The sequence below is a fragment of the Bradyrhizobium symbiodeficiens genome, from assembly GCF_002266465.3.
GTDB classification, from domain to species: Bacteria; Pseudomonadota; Alphaproteobacteria; order Rhizobiales; family Xanthobacteraceae; genus Bradyrhizobium; species Bradyrhizobium symbiodeficiens.
Genome location: NZ_CP029427.2, coordinates 373,706 through 393,633, shown reverse-complemented (window position 1 = coordinate 393,633; position 19,928 = coordinate 373,706). Strand labels below are relative to the sequence as shown.

General features: G+C 64.8%; 17 protein-coding genes. 5 read left to right on the top strand and 12 right to left on the bottom strand.

Going from position 1 to position 19,928, the window contains the following annotated elements:
* Positions 1–6 precede the first annotated feature (6 nt).
* Complete coding sequence (locus tag CIT39_RS01895; RefSeq protein WP_094972750.1) at positions 7–597, top strand: DUF4337 domain-containing protein; 591 nt, start codon at positions 7–9, stop codon at positions 595–597.
* Between the two features lie 116 nt (positions 598–713).
* On the opposite strand, the gene CIT39_RS01890 is transcribed toward CIT39_RS01895, so the two are convergent.
* From CIT39_RS01890 to CIT39_RS01835, 12 genes are all read right to left on the bottom strand, one after another.
* Positions 714–1,244, bottom strand: a complete 531-nt coding sequence (locus tag CIT39_RS01890; protein ID WP_094972749.1) for a hypothetical protein — start codon at positions 1,242–1,244, stop codon at positions 714–716.
* A 34-nt stretch (positions 1,245–1,278) separates the two neighbouring features.
* Entirely contained in the window at positions 1,279–2,679 is a 1,401-nt protein-coding gene (gene lpdA / locus CIT39_RS01885; RefSeq protein ID WP_094972748.1) for a dihydrolipoyl dehydrogenase, read from the bottom strand.
* A 57-nt stretch (positions 2,680–2,736) separates the two neighbouring features.
* The gene (locus CIT39_RS01880) at positions 2,737–3,498 is read right to left on the bottom strand and encodes an SDR family oxidoreductase (RefSeq protein WP_094972747.1); all 762 of its coding nucleotides are present in this window, start codon (positions 3,496–3,498) and stop codon (positions 2,737–2,739) included.
* A gap of 52 nt (positions 3,499–3,550) precedes the next feature.
* On the bottom strand, positions 3,551–4,792 hold the full coding sequence (odhB, locus tag CIT39_RS01875) for a 2-oxoglutarate dehydrogenase complex dihydrolipoyllysine-residue succinyltransferase (RefSeq protein ID WP_094972746.1): 1,242 nt from the start codon (positions 4,790–4,792) through the stop codon (positions 3,551–3,553).
* A gap of 177 nt (positions 4,793–4,969) precedes the next feature.
* Entirely contained in the window at positions 4,970–7,951 is a 2,982-nt protein-coding gene (locus CIT39_RS01870) for a 2-oxoglutarate dehydrogenase E1 component (protein WP_094972745.1), read from the bottom strand.
* A 137-nt stretch (positions 7,952–8,088) separates the two neighbouring features.
* On the bottom strand, positions 8,089–8,973 hold the full coding sequence (gene sucD, locus CIT39_RS01865; RefSeq protein WP_094972744.1) for a succinate--CoA ligase subunit alpha: 885 nt from the start codon (positions 8,971–8,973) through the stop codon (positions 8,089–8,091).
* 33 nt (positions 8,974–9,006) lie between these two features.
* On the bottom strand, positions 9,007–9,486 hold the full coding sequence (locus CIT39_RS01860; protein ID WP_094972743.1) for a DUF1579 family protein: 480 nt from the start codon (positions 9,484–9,486) through the stop codon (positions 9,007–9,009).
* Between the two features lie 4 nt (positions 9,487–9,490).
* Positions 9,491–10,690, bottom strand: a complete 1,200-nt coding sequence (sucC, locus tag CIT39_RS01855) for an ADP-forming succinate--CoA ligase subunit beta (RefSeq protein WP_094972742.1) — start codon at positions 10,688–10,690, stop codon at positions 9,491–9,493.
* A gap of 203 nt (positions 10,691–10,893) precedes the next feature.
* A complete protein-coding gene (gene mdh, locus CIT39_RS01850) occupies positions 10,894–11,862 on the bottom strand; it encodes a malate dehydrogenase (RefSeq protein ID WP_094972741.1) in 969 nt (322 codons plus the stop codon).
* Positions 11,863–12,107: 245 nt separating this feature from the next.
* Positions 12,108–13,292, bottom strand: coding sequence for a cell division protein ZapE (gene zapE / locus CIT39_RS01845; protein WP_094972740.1), 1,185 nt, complete (start codon positions 13,290–13,292; stop codon positions 12,108–12,110).
* A gap of 124 nt (positions 13,293–13,416) precedes the next feature.
* Positions 13,417–13,953: an RNA 2',3'-cyclic phosphodiesterase gene (gene thpR / locus CIT39_RS01840; RefSeq protein WP_094972793.1), complete on the bottom strand. Its 537-nt coding sequence runs from the start codon at positions 13,951–13,953 to the stop codon at positions 13,417–13,419.
* Positions 13,954–14,127: 174 nt separating this feature from the next.
* Positions 14,128–14,772 carry an arylesterase gene (locus CIT39_RS01835; RefSeq protein ID WP_162308845.1) on the bottom strand — a complete coding sequence of 215 codons (645 nt, stop codon included), beginning with the start codon at positions 14,770–14,772 and terminating at the stop codon, positions 14,128–14,130.
* A gap of 55 nt (positions 14,773–14,827) precedes the next feature.
* On the opposite strand from CIT39_RS01835, the gene CIT39_RS01830 reads away from it, so the two are divergent.
* The 4 genes from CIT39_RS01830 to CIT39_RS01815 all read left to right on the top strand — a co-directional run bounded on the left by CIT39_RS01830 (position 14,828) and on the right by CIT39_RS01815 (position 19,876).
* Positions 14,828–15,547 carry an ABC transporter ATP-binding protein gene (locus tag CIT39_RS01830; protein ID WP_094972738.1) on the top strand — a complete coding sequence of 240 codons (720 nt, stop codon included), beginning with the start codon at positions 14,828–14,830 and terminating at the stop codon, positions 15,545–15,547.
* Positions 15,544–18,114: an ABC transporter permease gene (locus tag CIT39_RS01825; RefSeq protein WP_094972737.1), complete on the top strand. Its 2,571-nt coding sequence runs from the start codon at positions 15,544–15,546 to the stop codon at positions 18,112–18,114. Before CIT39_RS01830 ends, CIT39_RS01825 begins: the two co-directional genes overlap by 4 nt.
* A 282-nt stretch (positions 18,115–18,396) precedes the next feature.
* Positions 18,397–19,188: a Bax inhibitor-1/YccA family protein gene (locus tag CIT39_RS01820; RefSeq protein ID WP_094972736.1), complete on the top strand. Its 792-nt coding sequence runs from the start codon at positions 18,397–18,399 to the stop codon at positions 19,186–19,188.
* A 157-nt stretch (positions 19,189–19,345) separates the two neighbouring features.
* Entirely contained in the window at positions 19,346–19,876 is a 531-nt protein-coding gene (locus CIT39_RS01815) for a GNAT family N-acetyltransferase (RefSeq protein WP_094972735.1), read from the top strand.
* The last annotated feature ends 52 nt before the right edge of the window (positions 19,877–19,928 follow it).

The window sequence follows — 19,928 nt, the reverse complement described above, 5'->3', positions numbered from 1 at the left end:
ACCCTTATGAGCGCACATGAAAGCATGGAGCATGCCGAGCACGCCGAACACGCGTCCGGCTCGAACAAGAAGATCGCGCTCCTGATCGCCGTGCTGGCGCTGTTCCTGGCGATCTCCGAAACGCTCGGCAAGGGCGCCCAGACCGAATCGATCAGCAAGAACGTCGAGGCCTCCAACCTCTGGGCGTTCTTCCAGGCCAAGAGCATCCGACGAACCGTGGTGCAGACCGCGGCCGACCAGGGCAAGCTCATCCTCGGCGCGGCGAGCGACGAGGCTAACAAGGCGGCGGTGCAGAAGCAGATCGAGGACTGGCAGAAGACCGCGGCGCGCTATCGCTCCGAGCCCGAGACTGGCGAAGGCACCGAACAGCTCGCCGAAAAGGCCAAGCACGCCGAGCACGAACGCGACGAGGCGACCGCGAAGTACCATCATTTCGAGCTGGCGTCGGCCGCCTTCCAGATCGGCATCGTGCTGGCGTCAGCCACCATCATCACGGGCATGATCGCGCTCGCCTATGTCGCCGGTGCTTTGACGCTGGCCGGCATCTTCATGACCGCACTCGGCCTGTGGATGCCGCATATGTTGCATTTGCATTGAGAGGTTGAAGGGCACTTGTAGCCCGGATGAGCGAAGCGGTATCCGGGAAGCCGCGACAAAGAATCCCGGATATCGCTTCGCTCATCCGGGCTACGGCACCGTGATTGCGGAGACGCTCACCGCGCTTCGTGCACGCTCTTGCGAAAACGCTGGATCAGACGCAGCGTGCGGGACGACCAGCCTTCGCCGTTGCCGGCGATCAGCTCGCGGATGCGGCGCTTGATCGGGTCGACCAGCTCGGACGCCTTGGCGCGCAGCTTGAGCACCAGATCGTAGATCCGCTCGAACCAGTGCATCTCCAGGAGCTTGTCGCGCGTCACGTCGAACACGAAGGCGGTGACGCCGACGCCGAGCATTTTCGCGAAGACGATCGTGAAGACCGCGCTGGTCCAGTATTCATGGGTCAGCAGCCACAGGCCGACCAGCTTGAGCGGAAACAGCGGGACGATGGGGACCGCGAACACGATCAGTGTCATGGCCGGCGACAGCGCATCGACGCGCTCCGACAGCCATTGCTTGAATCGGGCGAGCGGGACGATTGCGACAACCCGCGCGACAATGGGCTCGAGATGGTCCCACAGCCAGGCTTCGATCAGGAAGACGATCGCAAGCAGGACCCAGACCGGTTGAAGAAGGCGGCGCAACATGTGTTTCCCGCCCGATTCGGCGCTGGGCGCGCTGCTACATATGGATGGCCCGCTTGCCGACTGCAAGCGCAGCCTCCTTGATGGCCTCGGAGCGGGTCGGATGCGCGTGGCAGGTGCGTGCGAGATCTTCCGCACTGCCGCCAAATTCCATGAGAACGCACGCTTCATGGATCATTTCGCCGGCTTCGCGGCCGATAATGTGCACGCCGAGCACGCGATCGGTCTTCGCATCTGCGAGAATCTTCACGAAGCCGTCGGTGGTCTGGTTGACCTTGGAGCGGCCATTGGCGGTGAACGGAAATTTTCCGACCGTATAGGCCACGCCCGCCTGTTTCAGCTCCTCCTCGGTCTTGCCGACCGAGGATACTTCGGGCGTGGTATACACGACGCCCGGGATCACATCGTAATTCACGTGGCCGGCTTGCCCTGCGATGATCTCGGCGACCGCAACGCCTTCGTCCTCCGCCTTGTGCGCGAGCATCGGGCCTGCGACGACGTCGCCGATGGCATAGACGCCCTTCACGCTGGTGGCGAAATGCGGATCGATCTGCACGCGGCCACGATTGTCCAGCGCGACGCCGGCCTCCTTCAGGCCGAGCGCGTCGGTGTAGGGGACGCGGCCGATGCAGACTAGCACGACGTCGGCTTCGAGCGTCTCGGCGGCGCCCCCGGCGGCGGGCTCGATCGTCGCCTTCAGCGTCTTGCCTGACGTGTCGACGGCGGTGACCTTGGCGCCTAGCTTGAACGCAAAGCCCTGCTTCTCGAGGATGCGCTGGAATTGCTTGGCGATCTCGCCGTCCATGCCGGGCAGGATACGATCGAGGAATTCGACGACGACGACTTCGGCGCCGAGACGATGCCAGACCGAGCCGAGCTCGAGGCCAATCACGCCGGCGCCGACGATCAGGAGCTTGCCGGGGACCTTGTCGAGCGACAGCGCGCCGGTCGAGGACACGATGCGCTTCTCGTCGATCTCGATGCCTTTGAGGCGCGCGATGTCGGACCCGGTGGCGATCACGATGTTCTTGGTCTCGATGATCTGCGACTTGCCGTCGGCGGAGACTTCGACCTTGCCGTTCCCCAGGATCTTGCCGGTGCCCTTGAGCACGTCGACCTTGTTCTTCTTCATCAGGAACTCGACGCCCTTGACGTTGCCGTCGATGCCCTGCTGCTTGAAGTTCATCATCGCGGGCAGGTCGAGCTTCGGCGAGGAAACGCTGACGCCCATCTTGGCGAAGGAGTGTCCCGCTTCCTCGAACATCTCGGACGCATGCAACAGCGCCTTCGAGGGCATGCAGCCGACATTGAGGCAGGTGCCGCCGAGGGTGGCGTTCTTTTCGACCACGGCGACCTTCATGCCGAGCTGGCTGGCGCGCACCGCGCAGACATAACCGCCAGGTCCGGTGCCGATGACGACGAGATCGTAGGGTGCCATGAGAGAAAGTCCCGTGAGTTTAGCGTGATGAGGATGTGTCAGCGTCCGCGCGGCGCGTCAGCGTCCGCCGGACACATCGAGAGTGGCTGCGGTGACGTAAGAGGCCTCGTCCGACATCAGCCAGACGATGGCATTGGCGATTTCATCCGCGGTGCCGACGCGCTTCATCGGCACCATGTGGGCCAGACGATGGTGACGGTCGGGCTCGCCGCCGGAAGCATGAATTTCCGTATCGATCAGGCCGGGGCGGATGCCCGCGACGCGAATGCCTTCGCCTGCGACCTCATAGCCGAGGCCGGTGGTGAAGGAATCGATCGCGCCCTTGGACGCTGCGTAGTCGACATAGGTGTTGGGCGCGCCGAGCTTGGCAGCGACCGACGACAGATTGACGATGACGCCGCCCTTGCCACCGTGCCTGGTGGACATGCGCTTGACGGCCTCGCGCGCGCAGAGGATGGAGCCGGTGACGTTGACTGCCATCACGCGCTGGATGCGCTCGGCCGACATTTCGTCGACGCGCACGCCGCTCGTGCCGACGATACCGCCGTTGTTGACGAGTGCGCCGAGGGTGCCGAACTTGTCGGCTTCCTTGAACAGGTCGACGATGTCGCGCTCCTCGGCGACGTCGCACTTTACCGCGATCGCCTTGCCGTTGCTGGCCTCGATCAGCGCGACGACCTCGTCTGCGGCTCTCTTGTTGCTGGCATAGCCGACCACGACTCGGTAGCCGCGCGCAGCCGCCGCAATCGCAGTCGCCCGCCCGATGCCGCGGCTGCCGCCGGTGATGACAACGACTTTATCCGTCACGCGCGCCTCCATGGTTCGACATGCGCCGTCGCAAAGAGCGACGGCGCTCGCAGAGCATCAGGGATCAGAGATCGAGCACCAGGCGAGCCGGATCTTCCAGGCTCTCCTTGACGCGCACCAGGAAGGTGACGGCTTCCTTGCCGTCGATGACGCGGTGATCGTAGGACAGCGCCAGATACATCATCGGGCGGACCTCGATCTTGCCGCCGACGACCATCGGCCGCTCCTGGATCTTGTGCATACCGAGGATGCCGGACTGCGGCGCGTTCAGGATCGGGGTCGACATCAGCGAGCCGTAGATGCCGCCGTTGGTGATGGTGAAGGTGCCGCCCTGCATTTCGTCGATCTTGAGCTGACCGTCACGGGCGCGGCGGCCGAAATCGGCGATGCCCTTCTCGATGTCGGCGATCGACTTGTTATCGCAGTCGCGCACCACGGGCACGACGAGACCCTTGTCGGTGCCGACGGCGACGCCGATGTGATAGTAGTTCTTGTAGATCAGATCGGTGCCGTCGATTTCGGCGTTGACGGCCGGGATGTCCTTCAGCGCCTGCACGACGGCCTTGGTGAAGAAGCCCATGAAGCCGAGCTTGGAGCCGTGCTTCTTCTCGAACGCGTCCTTGTAGTGAGCACGCAGCGCCATCACGTTGGTCATGTCGACCTCGTTGAAGGTCGTCAGCATGGCCGCGGTGTTCTGCACGTCCTTGAGACGGCGCGCGATGGTCTGGCGCAGGCGGGTCATCTTGACGCGCTCTTCGCGGGCGGCGTCATCGGCCGGCGAGGGTGCGCGCACCTGCACGGCGGCGGCGGGCTGGTTGACCGGGGTCGGCGCCGAGGCCGCACGCTCGATCGCAGCCAGCATGTCGCCCTTGGTGACGCGGCCGTCCTTGCCGGAGCCCGGAACGGTGGAGGCATCGACGCCGGTCTCGGCCGAGAGCTTGCGCACGGAGGGGGCGAGCGGTGCGTCGGCCGGCGGCGCCTTCGCGACCGGAGCCGGTGCGGAAGCAGCAGCGGCGGCAGGAGCGGCAGCGGCGGGCTTGGCGGGCGCAGCAGCGGGCTTGGCAGCGCCGGCGCCATCGGTGATCTGGCCGAGCAGCGCGCCGACCGCGACGGTCGTGCCGTCGGCGGCGACGATCTCGCTCAGCGTGCCCGCCGAGGGCGCCGGGACCTCGATGGTGACCTTGTCGGTCTCGAGCTCCACCAGGGGCTCGTCGACGGCGACGGGGTCGCCGGCCTTCTTGAACCAGCGGCCGATGGTGGCCTCGGTGACGGATTCGCCGAGCGTCGGCACACGAATTTCAGTCATGGTCTTTTCCTTAAGGGATCGCCGGTGCGGTCATGAATTCCGATGTCATCGCTCGCGTAAGGCAAGCCATCCAGCAAGCCGGGCGTTCGTACTCTGCACGGACGTCGCGGCGTACTGGATGCCCCGCTCCAGTGCGTAGTTGCGCACGAGGCGGGGCATGACGCAGTTCGAAAAAATTCAGCTCAGTGCTTCGTCCAGGAACGCCTTCAACTGCGCCTGATGCTTGGACATCAGACCCGTGGCGGTCGCGGCGGAAGCGGCGCGGCCGACATAACGCGGACGCCGGCTCGCGCCGTTCACCTGGTTCAGCACCCATTCCAGATAGGGCTCGATGAAGTGCCAGGCACCCATGTTGCGGGGCTCTTCCTGGCACCACACCACTTCGGCCTTCTTGAAGCGCGACAGCTCGGCCACCAGCGCCTTCAACGGCACCGGATAGAGCTGCTCGACGCGCATCAAGTAGATGTCGTCGATGCCGCGCTTCTCGCGCTCCTCGTAGAGGTCGTAATAGACCTTGCCGGTGCACAGCACGACGCGGCGGATCTTCTCGTCCGGAACGAGCTTGATCGCCTCGCTCGGCAGCATCTGGGCGTCATCATAGAGGATGCGGTGGAACGTCGTTCCCTTCGCGAGCTCCTCGATGCGCGACACCGCCCGCTTGTGACGCAGCAGCGACTTCGGCGTCATCAGGATCAGCGGCTTGCGGATCTCCCGATGGAGCTGCCGGCGCAGCACGTGGAAGTAGTTCGCCGGCGTGGTCGGGTAGACCACCTGCATGTTGTCTTCGGCGCACATCTGCAGGAAACGCTCCAGACGCGCCGAGGAATGCTCCGGTCCCTGGCCCTCATAGCCGTGCGGCAAGAGGCAGACGAGGCCGGACATGCGCAGCCATTTGCGCTCGCCCGAGGAGATGAACTGGTCGAACACGACCTGCGCGCCGTTGGCGAAGTCGCCGAACTGGGCTTCCCAGAGGGTCAGCGTGTTCGGCTCAGCGAGCGAGTAGCCGTATTCGAAGCCGAGCACGGCTTCTTCAGACAGCAGCGAGTTGATGACCTCGTAATGGCCCTGCTCGTTGCCGAGATGGTTGAACGGCGTGTAGCGGCTCTCGTCTTCCTGGTCGATCAGGACCGAGTGACGCTGCGAGAAGGTGCCGCGCTCGGAATCCTGGCCGGACAGGCGGACATGGTGGTTCTCGTTGAGCAGCGTGCAGAACGCCAGCGCCTCGCCGGTCGCCCAGTCGATGCCTGCGTTGCCGTCGATCGCCTTGGCGCGGTTTTCCAGGAAGCGCTGGATGGTGCGGTGGACGCGGAAACCATCCGGCACCTTGGTGATCTTGCGGCCGATGTCCTTCAGCGTGGCGATGTCGACGCCGGTGACACCGCGTCGCGCGTCCTCTTCCTGATCGGCGATCTTGAAGCCCGCCCACTTGCCGTCGAGCCAGTCGGCCTTGTTCGGCTTGTAGCCGGAGCCGGCTTCGAGTTCGGCATCGAGCCGCGCGCGCCAGTCCGCCTTGGCTTTCTCGACCTCGCCCTCGGTCAGCACGCCTTCGCTGATGAGGCGGCGGGCATAGAGTTCGAGCGTGGACGGATGGGCCGCGATCTTCTTGTACATCACCGGCTGGGTGAAAGCCGGCTCGTCGCCTTCGTTGTGGCCATGCCTGCGATAGCAGAACATGTCGATGACGACGGGCTTGTGGAATTTCTGCCGGAACTCGGTCGCGACCTTGGCCGCGAACACGACGGCTTCCGGATCGTCGCCGTTGACGTGGAAGATCGGCGCGTCGATCATCTTCGCCACATCCGACGGATAGGGCGAGGAGCGCGAGTAACGCGGATAGGTGGTGAAGCCGATCTGGTTGTTGACGATGAAGTGCACGGAGCCGCCGGTGCGGTAGCCCTTCAGGTCGGACAGACCGAAGCACTCGGCGACCACGCCCTGGCCGGCGAACGCGGCGTCGCCGTGCATCAAGAGCGGCATCACGGAGATGCGCATGTCCGGGGGATCGCCGTGCTGGTCCTGCTTCGCGCGCACCTTGCCGAGCACGACGGGATCGACGATCTCGAGATGCGAGGGGTTGGCGGTCAGCGACAGATGGATGCGGTTGCCGTCGAACTCGCGGTCCGAGGACGCGCCAAGGTGATATTTGACGTCGCCGGAGCCTTCGACCGCGTCGGGATTGGCCGAGCCGCCCTTGAACTCGTGGAACAGGGCGCGATGCGCCTTTCCCATCACCTGCGTGAGCACGTTGAGGCGGCCGCGATGCGGCATGCCCAGCACGATCTCCTTCACGCCGAGATTGCCGCCGCGCTTGATGATCTGCTCAAGCGCGGGGATCAGCGATTCGGCGCCGTCGAGACCGAAGCGCTTGGTACCGGTGAACTTGGTGTCGCAGAATTTTTCAAAACCCTCGGCCTCGACCAGCTTCATCAGGATGGCGCGGCGGCCTTCGCGGGTGAAGGAGATCTCCTTGTCCGGACCCTCGATGCGCTCCTGGATCCAGGCCTTCTGCGCGGCGTTGCTGATGTGCATGAACTCGACGCCGAGCGTCTGGCAGTAGGTGCGCTCGCAGATCGCGGTGATCTCGCGCAGGCTGCCGTATTCGAGACCGAGCACGTGGTCGAGGAATATCTTGCGGTCGAAATCGGCTTCGCTGAAGCCGTAGGTACGCGGATCGAGCTCTTCGCGGTTGCGGGGAGCTTCGATGCCGAGCGGGTCGAGCTTGGCGTGGAAGTGACCTCGCATGCGGTAGGCGCGGATCAGCATCAGGGCGCGGACGGAATCGCGCGTCGCCTGGAGCAGGTCGGCGGAGGAGAGGCCGGCGCCCTTGTCGCCACCCTTATCGCCTCCCTTGGCCTGCGCCTTGGCGGCAATCTTGGCACCGATTGCCTTCTCGACTTCAGCCCAATTGCCGTCGAGGGCGGAGGTGAGATCGTCCTGCGGGGTCAGCGGCCAGTTGGCGCGCTCCCAGGACGGGCCCGCGGCGTTCTTCCGGACGTCGGCCGGCTGGTCGTTCAGGCTCTTGAAGAACTCCTGCCACTCGGCGTCGACCGAGGACGGGTCCTTCTCGTAGCGGGCGTAGATTTCGTCGATGTAGGTGGCGTTGGTGCCCTGCAAAAAGGAGGACAAGGCAAAGGCTGCGTTCGCGTCCTGGCGAGACATACTGGAGTTCCTGGCGATTTCGGTTCGCGCATAACAAACGGCGCTGGCACCGAGCTCCCCGGCAGAGGCTCGGCGCGACAGGCACCCTTTACCCTATTTGCTGCGAAACTTCGCCCGGAAAAGTACGAAGAAGTGAATTAGCCTTTCAACTTTTCGGCAAGCGTATGGCCGAGGCGGGCGGGCGACGGCGACACTGTAATCCCTGCCGATTTCATCGCGTCGGTCTTGGAACCGGCGTCGCCTTTGCCGCCCGAAATGATCGCGCCGGCATGGCCCATGCGGCGGCCGGGAGGGGCGGTCACGCCGGCGATGAAGCCGACCATCGGCTTCTTGCGGCCGCGCTTGGCCTCGTCCTTGAGGAACTGGGCGGCGTCCTCCTCTGCGGAACCGCCGATCTCGCCGATCATGATGATCGACTCGGTCTTGGGGTCGCCGAGCAGCATCTCGAGCACGTCGATGAACTCGGTGCCCTTGACCGGGTCGCCGCCGATGCCGACCGCGGTGGTCTGGCCGAGGCCTTCCTGGGAGGTCTGGAACACGGCCTCATAGGTCAGCGTGCCCGAGCGGGAGACGATGCCGACCGAGCCGGTCTTGAAGATGTTGGCCGGCATGATGCCGATCTTGCACTCGCCGGCGGTCATGACGCCCGGGCAGTTCGGCCCGATCAGGCGCGACCTGGAGCCGGCCAGCGAACGCTTCACGCGCACCATGTCGATGACCGGAATGCCTTCGGTGATGCAGACGATCAGCGGGATCTCGGCGTCGATGGCTTCGCAGATCGCATCGGCCGCGCCCGGCGGCGGCACGTAGATCACCGACGCATCCGCGCCGGTCTTCTCACGCGCCTCGCGCACGGTGTCGAACACCGGCAGACCCAGATGCGTCGCACCGCCTTTGCCCGGCGAGGTGCCGCCGACCATCTTGGTGCCATAGGCGATCGCGGCCTCCGAATGGAAGGTGCCGTTCTTGCCGGTAAAGCCCTGGCAGATGACCTTGGTGTTCTTGTCGATGAGGATGGACATGAGGTCTGCTTTCGCGAACTAACGAGTGAGAGGTCAGTGGATGCGGCGGTAGACGCCGGTGAGCACGTCGGCCCAGCCTTCCGCGTCCGGCGAGAACTGGATCTTCAACGCATAGGAATTGTCGTCGATGATTTCGTAGACGTGGCGCGCATTGCCGCGGAGCGAGCCGCGCACCAGCGTCAGGGTCTTGCCGACCCACCCGCCGGAGGCGGGCGAGGGCGGCGTGTAGCCGAGCGAATCGTACCAGAACAATTTGTAGGTCCGGTCCTCGCGGTCGTAGGTGAATAGGCCGTGGGTGGCGAAGGCCTGCTTGCCGCCGCGCATCTGCACCGCGTCCTGGATCAAATAGAATCCGTTCAGGTCCATGCGCGCAACGACGCGCGAGGTAGCCGGCCCGCCCTCCGTCCAGCGTGACGGGAAGACCACCTCTTCACCATCCCATTCGCCGGCGAACGCGGCGAGACGCGTGTGCTCGGGGAGCGGAGATGACGCGGCGAGATGGTCCTGGGCCATGGCCTTAGCCTCCCTTGACGGCCTTCACGATCTTCTGCGCGGCGTCGTCGAGATTGTCGGCCGGCACCACGTTCAGGCCGGATTCGCGGATGATCTTCTTGCCGAGCTCGACATTGGTGCCTTCGAGGCGGACCACCAGCGGCACGCTCAGGCCGACTTCGCGAACCGCAGCCGTGACGCCCTCGGCGATCACGTCGCACTTCATGATGCCGCCGAAGATGTTGACCAGGATGCCCTTCACGTTGGGATCGGCGGTGATGATCTTGAAGGCGGCCGCGACCTTTTCCTTGCTGGCGCTGCCGCCGACGTCGAGGAAGTTCGCCGGCGCCATGCCGTAGAGCTTGATGATGTCCATCGTCGCCATGGCGAGACCGGCGCCGTTGACCATGCAACCGATATTGCCGTCGAGGGTGACGTAGTTGAGGTCGTACTTGGACGCCTCGATTTCCTTGGCGTCTTCCTCAGTCAGATCACGCAACGACACCGCGATCTCGGGATGGCGGAACAGGGCGTTGTCATCGAACGACACCTTGGCGTCGAGCACGCGGAGCTCGCCCTCCTTGGTGACGACGAGCGGATTGATCTCCAGCATCGACATGTCCTTGGCGACGAAGGCGGCGTAGAGCTGCGCGGTGAGCTTCTCGGCCTGCTTGGCGAGGTCGCCCGACAGGTTCAGCGCCTTCGCAACGGTGCGGCCGTGATGGCCCATGATGCCGGTGGCGGGATCGACCGAGAAGGTGACGATCTTCTCGGGCGTGTTGTGTGCGACGTCCTCGATGTTGACGCCGCCTTCGGTCGACACCACGAAGGCGACGCGCGAGGTCTCGCGGTCGACCAGGATCGAGAGGTAGAATTCCTTGTCGATGTTCGATCCGTCCTCGATGTAAAGACGGTTGACCTGCTTGCCGGCGGGACCGGTCTGCACGGTCACCAGCGTGGCGCCCAGCATCTGCTTGGCGAATTCGTTGACCTCTTCGACCGACTTGGCAATCCGGACACCGCCCTTGTCCCCCGCGGACGCCTCCTTGAACTTGCCCTTGCCGCGCCCGCCGGCATGGATCTGGCTCTTCACCACCCAGACCGGGCCGGGAAGCTGTCTTGCGGCGGCGTCGGAGTCCGAGGCCTTGAGAACCGCTACACCGCGCGAAATCGGAACGCCGAATTCATGCAGCAGCGCTTTGGCCTGATATTCATGGATATTCATATGGTCGCTCCCTGAACCCGCGGGCGGTGACCGCTTGGGCCCACCTCAGTCTTGTGGCTGGCATACCATATACCACAGGAACTACAACCCGGATTCTCTGACATCGATCTCTGGACTTCCGGACCCAAGGCCCGCCCGACGCGGACCCCGGAAATGAAACCGCCGAAGACCGGTTTTCGATCTTCGGCGGGGATATTTGCGCCTTAGCGGCCGAGAAGATCGGGAGCGATCTTCTTGCAGGCGTCGACCAGGCCCTGCACCGCGCCGACCGACTTGTCGAAGGCCTCGCGGTCCTTGCCGGCGAGCTCGATCTCGACGACGCGCTCGACGCCCTTGGAACCGATCACGACGGGCACGCCGACATACATATCCTTCACGCCGTATTCGCCGTTCAGGTATGCGGCCGAGGGCAGCACGCGCTTCTTGTCACGCAGATAGCTCTCGGCCATCGCGATCGCCGAGGCCGCCGGCGCGTAGAAGGCCGAGCCGGTCTTGAGCAGATTGACGATCTCGGCGCCGCCGTTGCGCGTGCGGTCGACGATCTCGTCGAGGCGCGCCTGCGAGGTCCAGCCCATCTTGACGAGATCGGGCAGCGGGATGCCGGCGACGGTGGAGTACTTCACCAGCGGCACCATGGTGTCGCCATGGCCGCCGAGCACGAAGGCGGTGACGTCCTCGACCGAGACATTGAACTCGTCGGCCAGGAAGTAGCGGAAGCGCGAGGAATCCAGCACGCCGGCCATGCCGACGACTTTCTTGTGCGGCAGGCCCGAGGCCTTCTGCAGCGCCCAGACCATCGCGTCGAGCGGGTTGGTGATGCAGATGACGAAGGCGTCGGGGGCGTACTTCTTGATGCCGGCGCCGACCTGCTCCATGACCTTGAGGTTGATGGAGAGAAGATCGTCGCGGCTCATGCCGGGCTTGCGCGGCACGCCGGCGGTGACGATGCAGACCTTGGCATTGTCGAGCGCTTCGTAGGAATTGGCGCCGGTGTAGTGGGCGTCGAAACCGTCGACCGGCGAGGACTGCGCGATGTCGAGCGCCTTGCCCTGCGGCACGCCTTCGGCGATGTCGAACATCACCACGTCGCCCAGCTCTTTCAGGCCGATGAGATGAGCCAGCGTTCCGCCGATCTGACCGGAGCCAATCAAAGCAATCTTGTCGCGCGCCATGTGAGCCTGTCCTTTAGACACGTAAGGAGGGAAAACTGAAACGGGTGGTTATCCCTTTCGCCTCCCCCGTTCAAGTCGCCGGATGCCCAATTGTCGGGCTTGGCGCGATAGCAGCCATACAAGTCCGTCATCCCGGGGGCGCGAGGCGCGAACCCGGGATCCATACTCCTCTCCCGATGGTCGTTATGGATTCCGGGCCTGCGCCTGTCGGTGCATCCCGGAATGACAGCGCTGGCAAATAGGACTTAAGTCTCGACCAGACCCTTGGTGGAGCCGCTGGCGGTGGAATCCTTGCGGCCGTGAGCCAGCGCCAGATAGGATTCCGAGCTCATCTCGATCAGGCGCGATGCCGTCCGCTTGAACTCCATGGCCTCGGTGCCCTCATGGGAGAGGTAAAGCGAGATCGGGTTGGCGTCGGCAGAGGCCATCAGCTTCACCGCATTGTCATAGAGCGCGTCGATCAGCGTGATGAAGCGCTTGGCCGCATTGCGCTGGGACAGGTCCATCACTGGAATATGGTCGACCAGGATGGTGTGATAGTCGTGCGCCAGCCTGAGGTAGTCGGATGCCCCCAGCGGCTTCTCGCAGAGATCGGCAAACGAGAACCGCGCCACGCCGTGGGCCGAGCACGGCACGTGCAGGATGCGGCCCTTGATCGAAATGTCGCGCGAACGACATTTGGCGCTGCCCGACATCCGCGACCAGGCGCGGTCGAGCGCAGCGTCCGCATCAGCGTCCGCCGGCGTCAGCCACATCGGCACGCCCTGAAGTTTCTCCAGCCGGAAATCGGTGCGCGCATCGAGCCGCGCGACGTCCATGTGGTCGGTGATCTGCTTGATGAAGGGCAGGAACAGCGACCGGTTCAGGCCACCCTTGTAGAGATCGTCGGGCGCGACGTTGGAGGTCGCGACCACGACGGTGCCGAGCTCGAACAATTTGGCGAACAGGCGGCCCAGGATCATCGCATCCGCGATGTCGGTGACGTGGAATTCGTCGAAGCAGAGCAGCCAGCTCTCCTCGAAGATCGCATTCGCGGTCAGCGCGATGACGTCGCCGTCGGCGATCTCGCCGCGCGCGATGCCCTGGCGATAATCGTAGATGCGCTCATGCACGTCCGCCATGAATTCGTGGAAATGCGCCCGCCGCTTGTGCTCGACCGAGGCGTGCTGGAAGAACAGATCCATCAGCATGGTCTTGCCGCGGCCGACCTCGCCATGAATGTAGAGCCCGTGCGGCGCCTCGTCCTTGTCGCTGCTGAACAGGCGGGCGAGCAGGCCCTGCTTGCGCGCGGGCTTGTAGCTTGCGAGCCGCTGGTCGAGCGCGGCATAGGCCGCCGCGACCTCGGCTTGCGCGGCATCCGGTTCGATTGCGCCGGAGGCGATCTGGGCCTGATAGGCTTCGCTGAAGGAGGAACTAGGAGTGGAGAGCATGGCCCTTTACCGCCAGAGACGGACGGAAATTGCAAGCCGGGAATTGGTGCAGGGCGCTATGCGTTCCGTGTCCCGGACGCGGCGCGAAGTGCCGCTGCGCAGCGTCCGGGGCACGAGAGCTACATCACTCACACAGCTCGTAGGCGTCCTCGACCACGTACGGGCCGCCGCCGGTCGATGCACGCGACGAGAACAGCACAAAACGTTCGGCCGTGAATGCCTTGCTGGGGAAGTAGCCGCGCATCGAGAGATAGTCGGCGACGTCGCGATCAGTGGCGTCGTGCAGCCGGGCGAGCGTGACATGCGGGATGAACTTGCGTCCCTCGGGATCGAGACCGATCCGCTGCATCAAGCGTTCGAGCTCGGCCTGCAATTCCATCAGCGGCCTGCTCGGCGCGATGGTCGCGACCACAGCGCGCGGCTTGCGTCCGCCAAAGCTCTGCAAGCCCTGCACCTTCACCTCGAACGGCTTGCGATCGACGCGAAACAGCATCGAGGCGATCTCGTTGGCGGACATGCCGTCGATATCGCCGATGAACCGCAGGGTGACGTGATAATTTTCGGGATCGATCCAGCGGGCGCCGGGAAGGCCACCCCGCAAATGGGAAAGCGTCTGGCTGACTTCAGCCGGGATTTCCAGACCAGTGAACAAACGCGGCATCGTTTCGCACTCCCGATGCTTGGGCATGATCCCCGGGAAGGATCATATCCAAATTTTAGAGCCGGCGACGAATCACCGGTACCCTGATTCCTATCGCGTTTGTGTGACTCTGCGAAGCATCGCGCGCCTCACCCCGGTAAAACCCTGGGAATTAGGGTTAGCGTTGCCTGCTTTTCAACGCCGTTGCTCAGTGATCGTGCCAATGAATGCCTCTACCGTGGGCATGATGTTGCCGACGATGATGTCGACGCCTTCAGCGGTCGGATGAATGCCGTCGGCCTGGTTGAGCTTGGCGTCCGCCGCAACGCCGTCGAGAAAGAACGGATAGAGCGGCACGTCGAATTTTTTCGCGAGGTCCGGATAAATCGAATTGAAGCGCGCGGCATAATCGGCGCCGTAATTCGGCGGCGCCAGCATGCCGCACAGCATCACCGCGATCTTGCGCGCCTTCAGCCGCTGGACGATGGCGGTCAACGCGGCGCGCGTCAAATCGGGATCGACGCCGCGCAGGGCGTCGTTGGCGCCGAGCTCGACGATGACGCCATCGGTTCCGTCGGGGACCGACCAATCGAGCCGGTCGCGGCCGCCCGAGGAGGTATCGCCGGACACGCCAGCATTGGTCATATCGACCTCTATACCCTTGTTCTGTAACGATTTTTTTAGCTTGGCCGGAAATGCGTCCTGGGCCGAAAGGCCGAGGCCCGCGCTCAAGGAATCGCCGAGGACCACGAGCTTCACCGGCTTGGCCGCCGGCTGGGCCTGCAACGACGGCGTTGTCGCGATCGTCATCAAACCGAGCATCAACACGGCTATGTGCATGAACAATCCGTAACGCCTCTCGACCGCGCTAGCGGAGTTGCCATATGACCGGACCATGGACACTCGCATCAATTCCTCTTCGCTCGCCGCTGCCGCGGACACCATCTCCATTTCCAACGTCAATCTCTCATTGGGAACGGGGGCGGCACGCGTTCACATCCTCAAGGATATCAGCTTGCGCGTCGGCCGTAGCGAGGCGATCGGCCTGATCGGCCCGTCAGGCTCGGGCAAATCCACGCTGCTGATGGTGATGGCGGGGCTGGAGCGTCCTGATAGCGGAGAGGTGGTGGTGTCAGGCACGCCTTTCAATGCCCTCGACGAGGACGCGCTCGCCCGCTTCCGCGGCCGCCAGGTCGGTATCGTCTTCCAGTCCTTTCATCTGATCCCGACCATGACGGCGCTGGAGAACGTCGCGGTGCCACTGGAGCTCGCCGGCAATCCCGACGCCGCCAAGCGCGCGGCGCAGGAGCTGCAATCGGTCGGGCTCGGCGACCGCCTGCATCATTATCCGACGCAATTGTCCGGCGGCGAGCAGCAGCGCGTCGCGCTCGCCCGCGCGCTGGCGCCCGATCCGGCCATCCTGGTCGCGGACGAGCCGACCGGCAATCTAGACGAGACGACCGGAAAGCAGATCGTCGATCTCCTGTTCAGCAAGCATGCCGAACGCGGCATGACGCTGGTTCTGGTCACGCACGATTCCTCGCTCGCGCATCGCTGCGACCGCGTGATCCGCCTGCGCTCGGGCCGCATCGACACCCAGTCTGCACCGGCATGAGCATCGCGGCCGAACCTTTCGCGAGGCCAAACGGCATCGCGCTGTCGCTGCGTTACGCACTGCGCGAATTGCGCGGCGGCCTGCGGGGTTTCTATGTCTTCATCGCCTGCATCGCGCTCGGCGTGATGGCCATCGCCGGCGTCGGTTCGGTGTCGGCGAGCCTCTCCGACGGTCTTGCCCGCGAGGGCCGCACGCTGCTCGGCGGCGACGTCTCTTTCGTGCTGTTCCAGCGCGAAGCCAAACCGGAAGAGGTCGCCTTCCTGCGCTCGCGCGGCACGGTCTCGACCGCGGCAACCCTGCGCGGCATGGCGCGCGCGGCCGATGGCCAGCTCGCACTGGTCGAGATGAAGGCGGTCGACGATACCTATCCGATGCTGGGCCAGCTGACGCTGGCACCGGCTCTGCCGATGTCCGACATCCTGGCCGAACGCGACGGCGCATTCGGTGCCGCCGCCGATCCGACGCTGCTGGCGCGGTTGTCGCTGAAGACCGGCGACCGCGTCACCATCGGGTCCGCGACCTTCCAGATCCGCTCGACCGTCGAGGCCGAGCCTGACAAGCTCGCCGGCGGCATCGGCTTCGGCCCACGCTTCCTGATCAGCGAGGCGGGCCTGCGCGCCACCGGCCTGATCCAGCCCGGCAGTCTGGTGCGCTGGGTCTACCGGGTGAAGCTGCCTGAGGCCGCCAACAGCGAGCGCGCCACCGAAGCCTTCATCGCGGACGCGCGGAACGCCGCGCCGCAGGCGGGATGGGAGATCCGCAGCCGCTCCAACGCGTCGCCGCAGCTCGAACGCAACATCAACCGCTTCACGCAGTTCCTGACACTGGTCGGCCTTGCCGCGCTGCTGGTCGGCGGTGTCGGCGTCGCCAATGCCGTGAAGAGCCATATCGACCGCCGGCTCGAAGTGATCGCCGCCCTCAAGGCCGTCGGCGCCACCGGGCGCGACGTGTTCGGCATCTATCTGGCGCAGGTTCTCCTGCTCGCCGCGATCGGCTCGGTGATCGGCCTCGCACTCGGCGCCGCCATGCCGTTCGCCATCGTCGGCCTGTTCGGCAAGCTCTTGCCGCTGCCGGTGGTGCCGGCCGTGCATGCCGACGAGCTCGCGCTGTCCTTCCTCTACGGCCTGCTCACCGCGCTTGCCTTCGGCCTGTGGCCGCTCGGTCGCGTCCACGACGTGCCGGTGGCGGCGCTGTTCCGCGACACCATCAGCTCCGAATGGCACCGGCCACGTTTGGGCTATCTCGTGTTCATGGCCGTCGTGGTGGCGCTGCTGATCGCGGTCGTGATCGGGCTGTCGTTCGACAAGCGCATCGCGGCGGTGTTCGTGGCCTCCTCGGTCGTCGTGTTCGCCCTGCTGCGCGGCATCGCCGCCCTCTTGATGGCGATCGCGCGGCGGCTGCCGCGCTCGCGGCTGCCGATGCTGCGGCTCGCGATTGCCAATATCCACCGGCCGGGCGCGCTGACGCCCTCGGTCGTGCTGTCACTGGGGCTTGGGTTGGCCGTGCTCGTCACCATCACCCAGATCGACGGCAATCTGCGCCGCCAGTTCCTTGCAGCCCTGCCCGATCGCGCGCCGTCGTTCTTCTTCATCGACATTCCGAGCACGCAGGCCGCACCGTTCGACGACTATCTCCACAAGATCGCGCCGGGCGCGACCGTCGAGGACGTCCCGATGCTGCGCGGGCGCATCGTCGGAGCGCGCGGCGTGCGCGCCGAGGAGCTCAAGCCGACCACCGATTCCGAATGGGTGCTGCAGAGCGACCGCGGCCTGACCTATACGGCGGAGCTGCCGAAGGGTTCCAAGGTGGTCGAGGGCGAGTGGTGGCGCGCCGACTATTCCGGGCCGCCGCTGGTCTCGATGGAGAAGAAGATCGCCGACGGGCTCGGCCTCAAGCTCGGCGACGAGATCGTGGTCAACGTGCTCGGCCGCGACATCCCGGCCAGGATCGGCAATCTGCGCACCATCGACTGGCAGGGGATGGGCATCAACTTCGTGCTGGTGTTCTCCCCTAACGCGTTCAAGGGCGCCCCGCATACCCATATCGCAACGCTGACGGAAACGGGCGGAACTGCCGCAGGCGACGGCAAGATCATCAAGCAGGTCGCCGACGCCTATCCGATGGTGACGAGCGTGCGCGTGCGCGAGGTGATGGAGACGGTCGGCTCGGTCGTGACCAATCTGGCGCTGGCGATTCGCGGTGCCAGCGCCGTGACCCTGATCTCGGCGATCCTGGTGCTCGGCGGCGCGCTCGCCGCCGGCCACCGCCACCGGGTCTATGATGCGGTGATCCTGAAGACGCTGGGCGCGACGCGGCTGCGGCTGCTCGGTGCCTATGCGCTCGAATACCTCCTGATCGGGCTCGCGACCGCGGTGTTCGGCGTGATCTCAGGCAGCGTCGCGGCCTGGATGATCGTGACGCGGCTGATGACGCTGAGCTTCGTCTGGCAGGCCGGCAGCGCGGCCGGCGTGGTCGCAGCCGCGCTGGTCGTCACCGTCGGGCTCGGGCTTGCCGGCACGCTGCTGGCATTGAACAAAAAGCCCGCCACGGTGTTGCGGAATTTGTGACAAAATGTAGCGGATGGCCGCACGAGAGCGAAATCGCACGATTCCTGCGATTTACCACGACTGCTCGTCAGGTTCGCGTCAGGATTGCCGCCAAGGGCGACATTCAGCCGCGCGTGGAAGGTTGCAGCGGATGTGTTAGTTTCCCACATATCCAATGGGTTCGGAGTCCCGATTGTTAGCCAGAATTTAGTCGGCAGGCATCGGTATCCGAGATAGAATTTGACGAACCGGGCGGCATGGCGACCCTCATGCCGGACCGGACCAACCAACGGGAATTCGACCATGTCGGACCTAGACCGTAACTACGCTTCTCCTTTCGGCAGGGCCGCCGGGCGTGTTGACGCCGCGACGGTCGATGCCGGCCTGCGCGCCTACATGCTGCGCATCTACAACTACATGAGCATCGGCCTCGCCATCACCGGCCTTGCCGCGCTCGGCGTCTACATGGCTGCCGTGACCGACGTCCCGACCGCGGACGCCGTCCGCGTCGGCAAGCTGTTCCTGACGCCGTTCGGCTACGCGATGTTCGTCAGCCCGCTGAAATGGCTGTTCATGCTGGCGCCGCTCGCCATGGTGTTCGTGATCTCGGCGGGCATCAACCGTCTGGCTCCCTCGACTGCCCAGATCCTGTTCTGGGTGTTCGCGGCGCTGATGGGCATCTCGCTGTCGTCGATCTTCCTGGTGTTCACGCACACCTCGATCGTGCGGGTGTTCTTCATCACCGCGGCCACGTTCGGTGCGCTGAGCCTCTACGGCTACACCACCAAGCGTGACCTCACCGCGATGGGCTCGTTCCTGTTCATGGGCCTGATCGGCATCATCATCGCGAGCCTGGTGAACCTGTTCCTGGCCAGCTCGATGCTGCAGTTCATCGTGTCGGTGGTCGGCGTGCTGGTCTTCTCGGGCCTCACCGCCTGGGATACGCAGCGGCTGAAGAACGACTACATCTACGGCTACGCTTCGGCCGGCGGTGACATCGCAGAGCGCGCGGCCATCACCGGCGCACTGTCGCTGTACCTGAACTTCATCAACCTGTTCACGCTGCTGCTGCAGCTTCTCGGCCAGCGAGAGTAAGCGACGACCAGGACGAACGGACACGAACCCCGGCCGAAAGGCCGGGGTTTTTGTTTTGGGCGAGCGGAAGCGACGCCGTCCTTCGTACGGCTATGCCCGGCCATGACGTATGCGGGAACAGCGTTGCTCATCGCAGCGCCCCTGCTATCTTTGCGGCATGTCCGCACCCGAAATCAGGCCTGCAACCGAGGCCGACCTTCCCGCCATCACCGCCATCTATCAGCAGGCCGTCCGCGAGGGGACCGCGACGTTCGAGCTGGAGCCGCCGGACCTCCCCGAGATGACGCGGCGCTATCGCACGCTGGTCGACGGCGGCTATCCCTATTTCGTCGCCATGCTCGACGGTCGCGTGGCCGGCTATGCCTATGCCGGCGCCTACCGCCCGCGCCCGGCCTACCGCTTCACGGTCGAGAATTCGATCTATCTCGATCCCTCCTTCCACCGCCGCGGCATCGGCTCGTTGCTGCTGGACCGGCTGGTTGCCGAATGCGAGGCGCGCGGCTTCCGTCAGATGATCGCGGTGATCGGAGATTCCGCCAATGCCGGCTCGATCGGCGTCCACACCAAGGGCGGATTCAAGATGATCGGCACGCATCCCAATGTCGGGCTGAAATTCGGCCGCTGGCTGGACACCGTGATGATGCAGCGCGACCTCGGCGAGGGCGCGAAGACGGTGCCGGGGAAGTAGGGCTTGTAGGGTGGGCAAAGCGTAAGCGTGCCCACCATCTCCCCGCGATAGA

What these genes read in the sequence shown, in the direction of transcription:
- CIT39_RS01895 (WP_094972750.1), top strand. Translation starts at nt 7, where the DNA reads ATGAGCGCACATGAAAGCATGGAGCATGCCGAGCACGCCGAACACGCG.
- CIT39_RS01890 (WP_094972749.1), bottom strand. Translation starts at nt 1,244, where the DNA reads ATGTTGCGCCGCCTTCTTCAACCGGTCTGGGTCCTGCTTGCGATCGTC.
- lpdA (WP_094972748.1), bottom strand. Translation starts at nt 2,679, where the DNA reads ATGGCACCCTACGATCTCGTCGTCATCGGCACCGGACCTGGCGGTTAT.
- CIT39_RS01880 (WP_094972747.1), bottom strand. Translation starts at nt 3,498, where the DNA reads ATGGAGGCGCGCGTGACGGATAAAGTCGTTGTCATCACCGGCGGCAGC.
- odhB (WP_094972746.1), bottom strand. Translation starts at nt 4,792, where the DNA reads ATGACTGAAATTCGTGTGCCGACGCTCGGCGAATCCGTCACCGAGGCC.
- CIT39_RS01870 (WP_094972745.1), bottom strand. Translation starts at nt 7,951, where the DNA reads ATGTCTCGCCAGGACGCGAACGCAGCCTTTGCCTTGTCCTCCTTTTTG.
- sucD (WP_094972744.1), bottom strand. Translation starts at nt 8,973, where the DNA reads ATGTCCATCCTCATCGACAAGAACACCAAGGTCATCTGCCAGGGCTTT.
- CIT39_RS01860 (WP_094972743.1), bottom strand. Translation starts at nt 9,486, where the DNA reads ATGGCCCAGGACCATCTCGCCGCGTCATCTCCGCTCCCCGAGCACACG.
- sucC (WP_094972742.1), bottom strand. Translation starts at nt 10,690, where the DNA reads ATGAATATCCATGAATATCAGGCCAAAGCGCTGCTGCATGAATTCGGC.
- mdh (WP_094972741.1), bottom strand. Translation starts at nt 11,862, where the DNA reads ATGGCGCGCGACAAGATTGCTTTGATTGGCTCCGGTCAGATCGGCGGA.
- zapE (WP_094972740.1), bottom strand. Translation starts at nt 13,292, where the DNA reads ATGCTCTCCACTCCTAGTTCCTCCTTCAGCGAAGCCTATCAGGCCCAG.
- thpR (WP_094972793.1), bottom strand. Translation starts at nt 13,953, where the DNA reads ATGCCGCGTTTGTTCACTGGTCTGGAAATCCCGGCTGAAGTCAGCCAG.
- CIT39_RS01835 (WP_162308845.1), bottom strand. Translation starts at nt 14,772, where the DNA reads ATGCACATAGCCGTGTTGATGCTCGGTTTGATGACGATCGCGACAACG.
- CIT39_RS01830 (WP_094972738.1), top strand. Translation starts at nt 14,828, where the DNA reads ATGGACACTCGCATCAATTCCTCTTCGCTCGCCGCTGCCGCGGACACC.
- CIT39_RS01825 (WP_094972737.1), top strand. Translation starts at nt 15,544, where the DNA reads ATGAGCATCGCGGCCGAACCTTTCGCGAGGCCAAACGGCATCGCGCTG.
- CIT39_RS01820 (WP_094972736.1), top strand. Translation starts at nt 18,397, where the DNA reads ATGTCGGACCTAGACCGTAACTACGCTTCTCCTTTCGGCAGGGCCGCC.
- CIT39_RS01815 (WP_094972735.1), top strand. Translation starts at nt 19,346, where the DNA reads ATGTCCGCACCCGAAATCAGGCCTGCAACCGAGGCCGACCTTCCCGCC.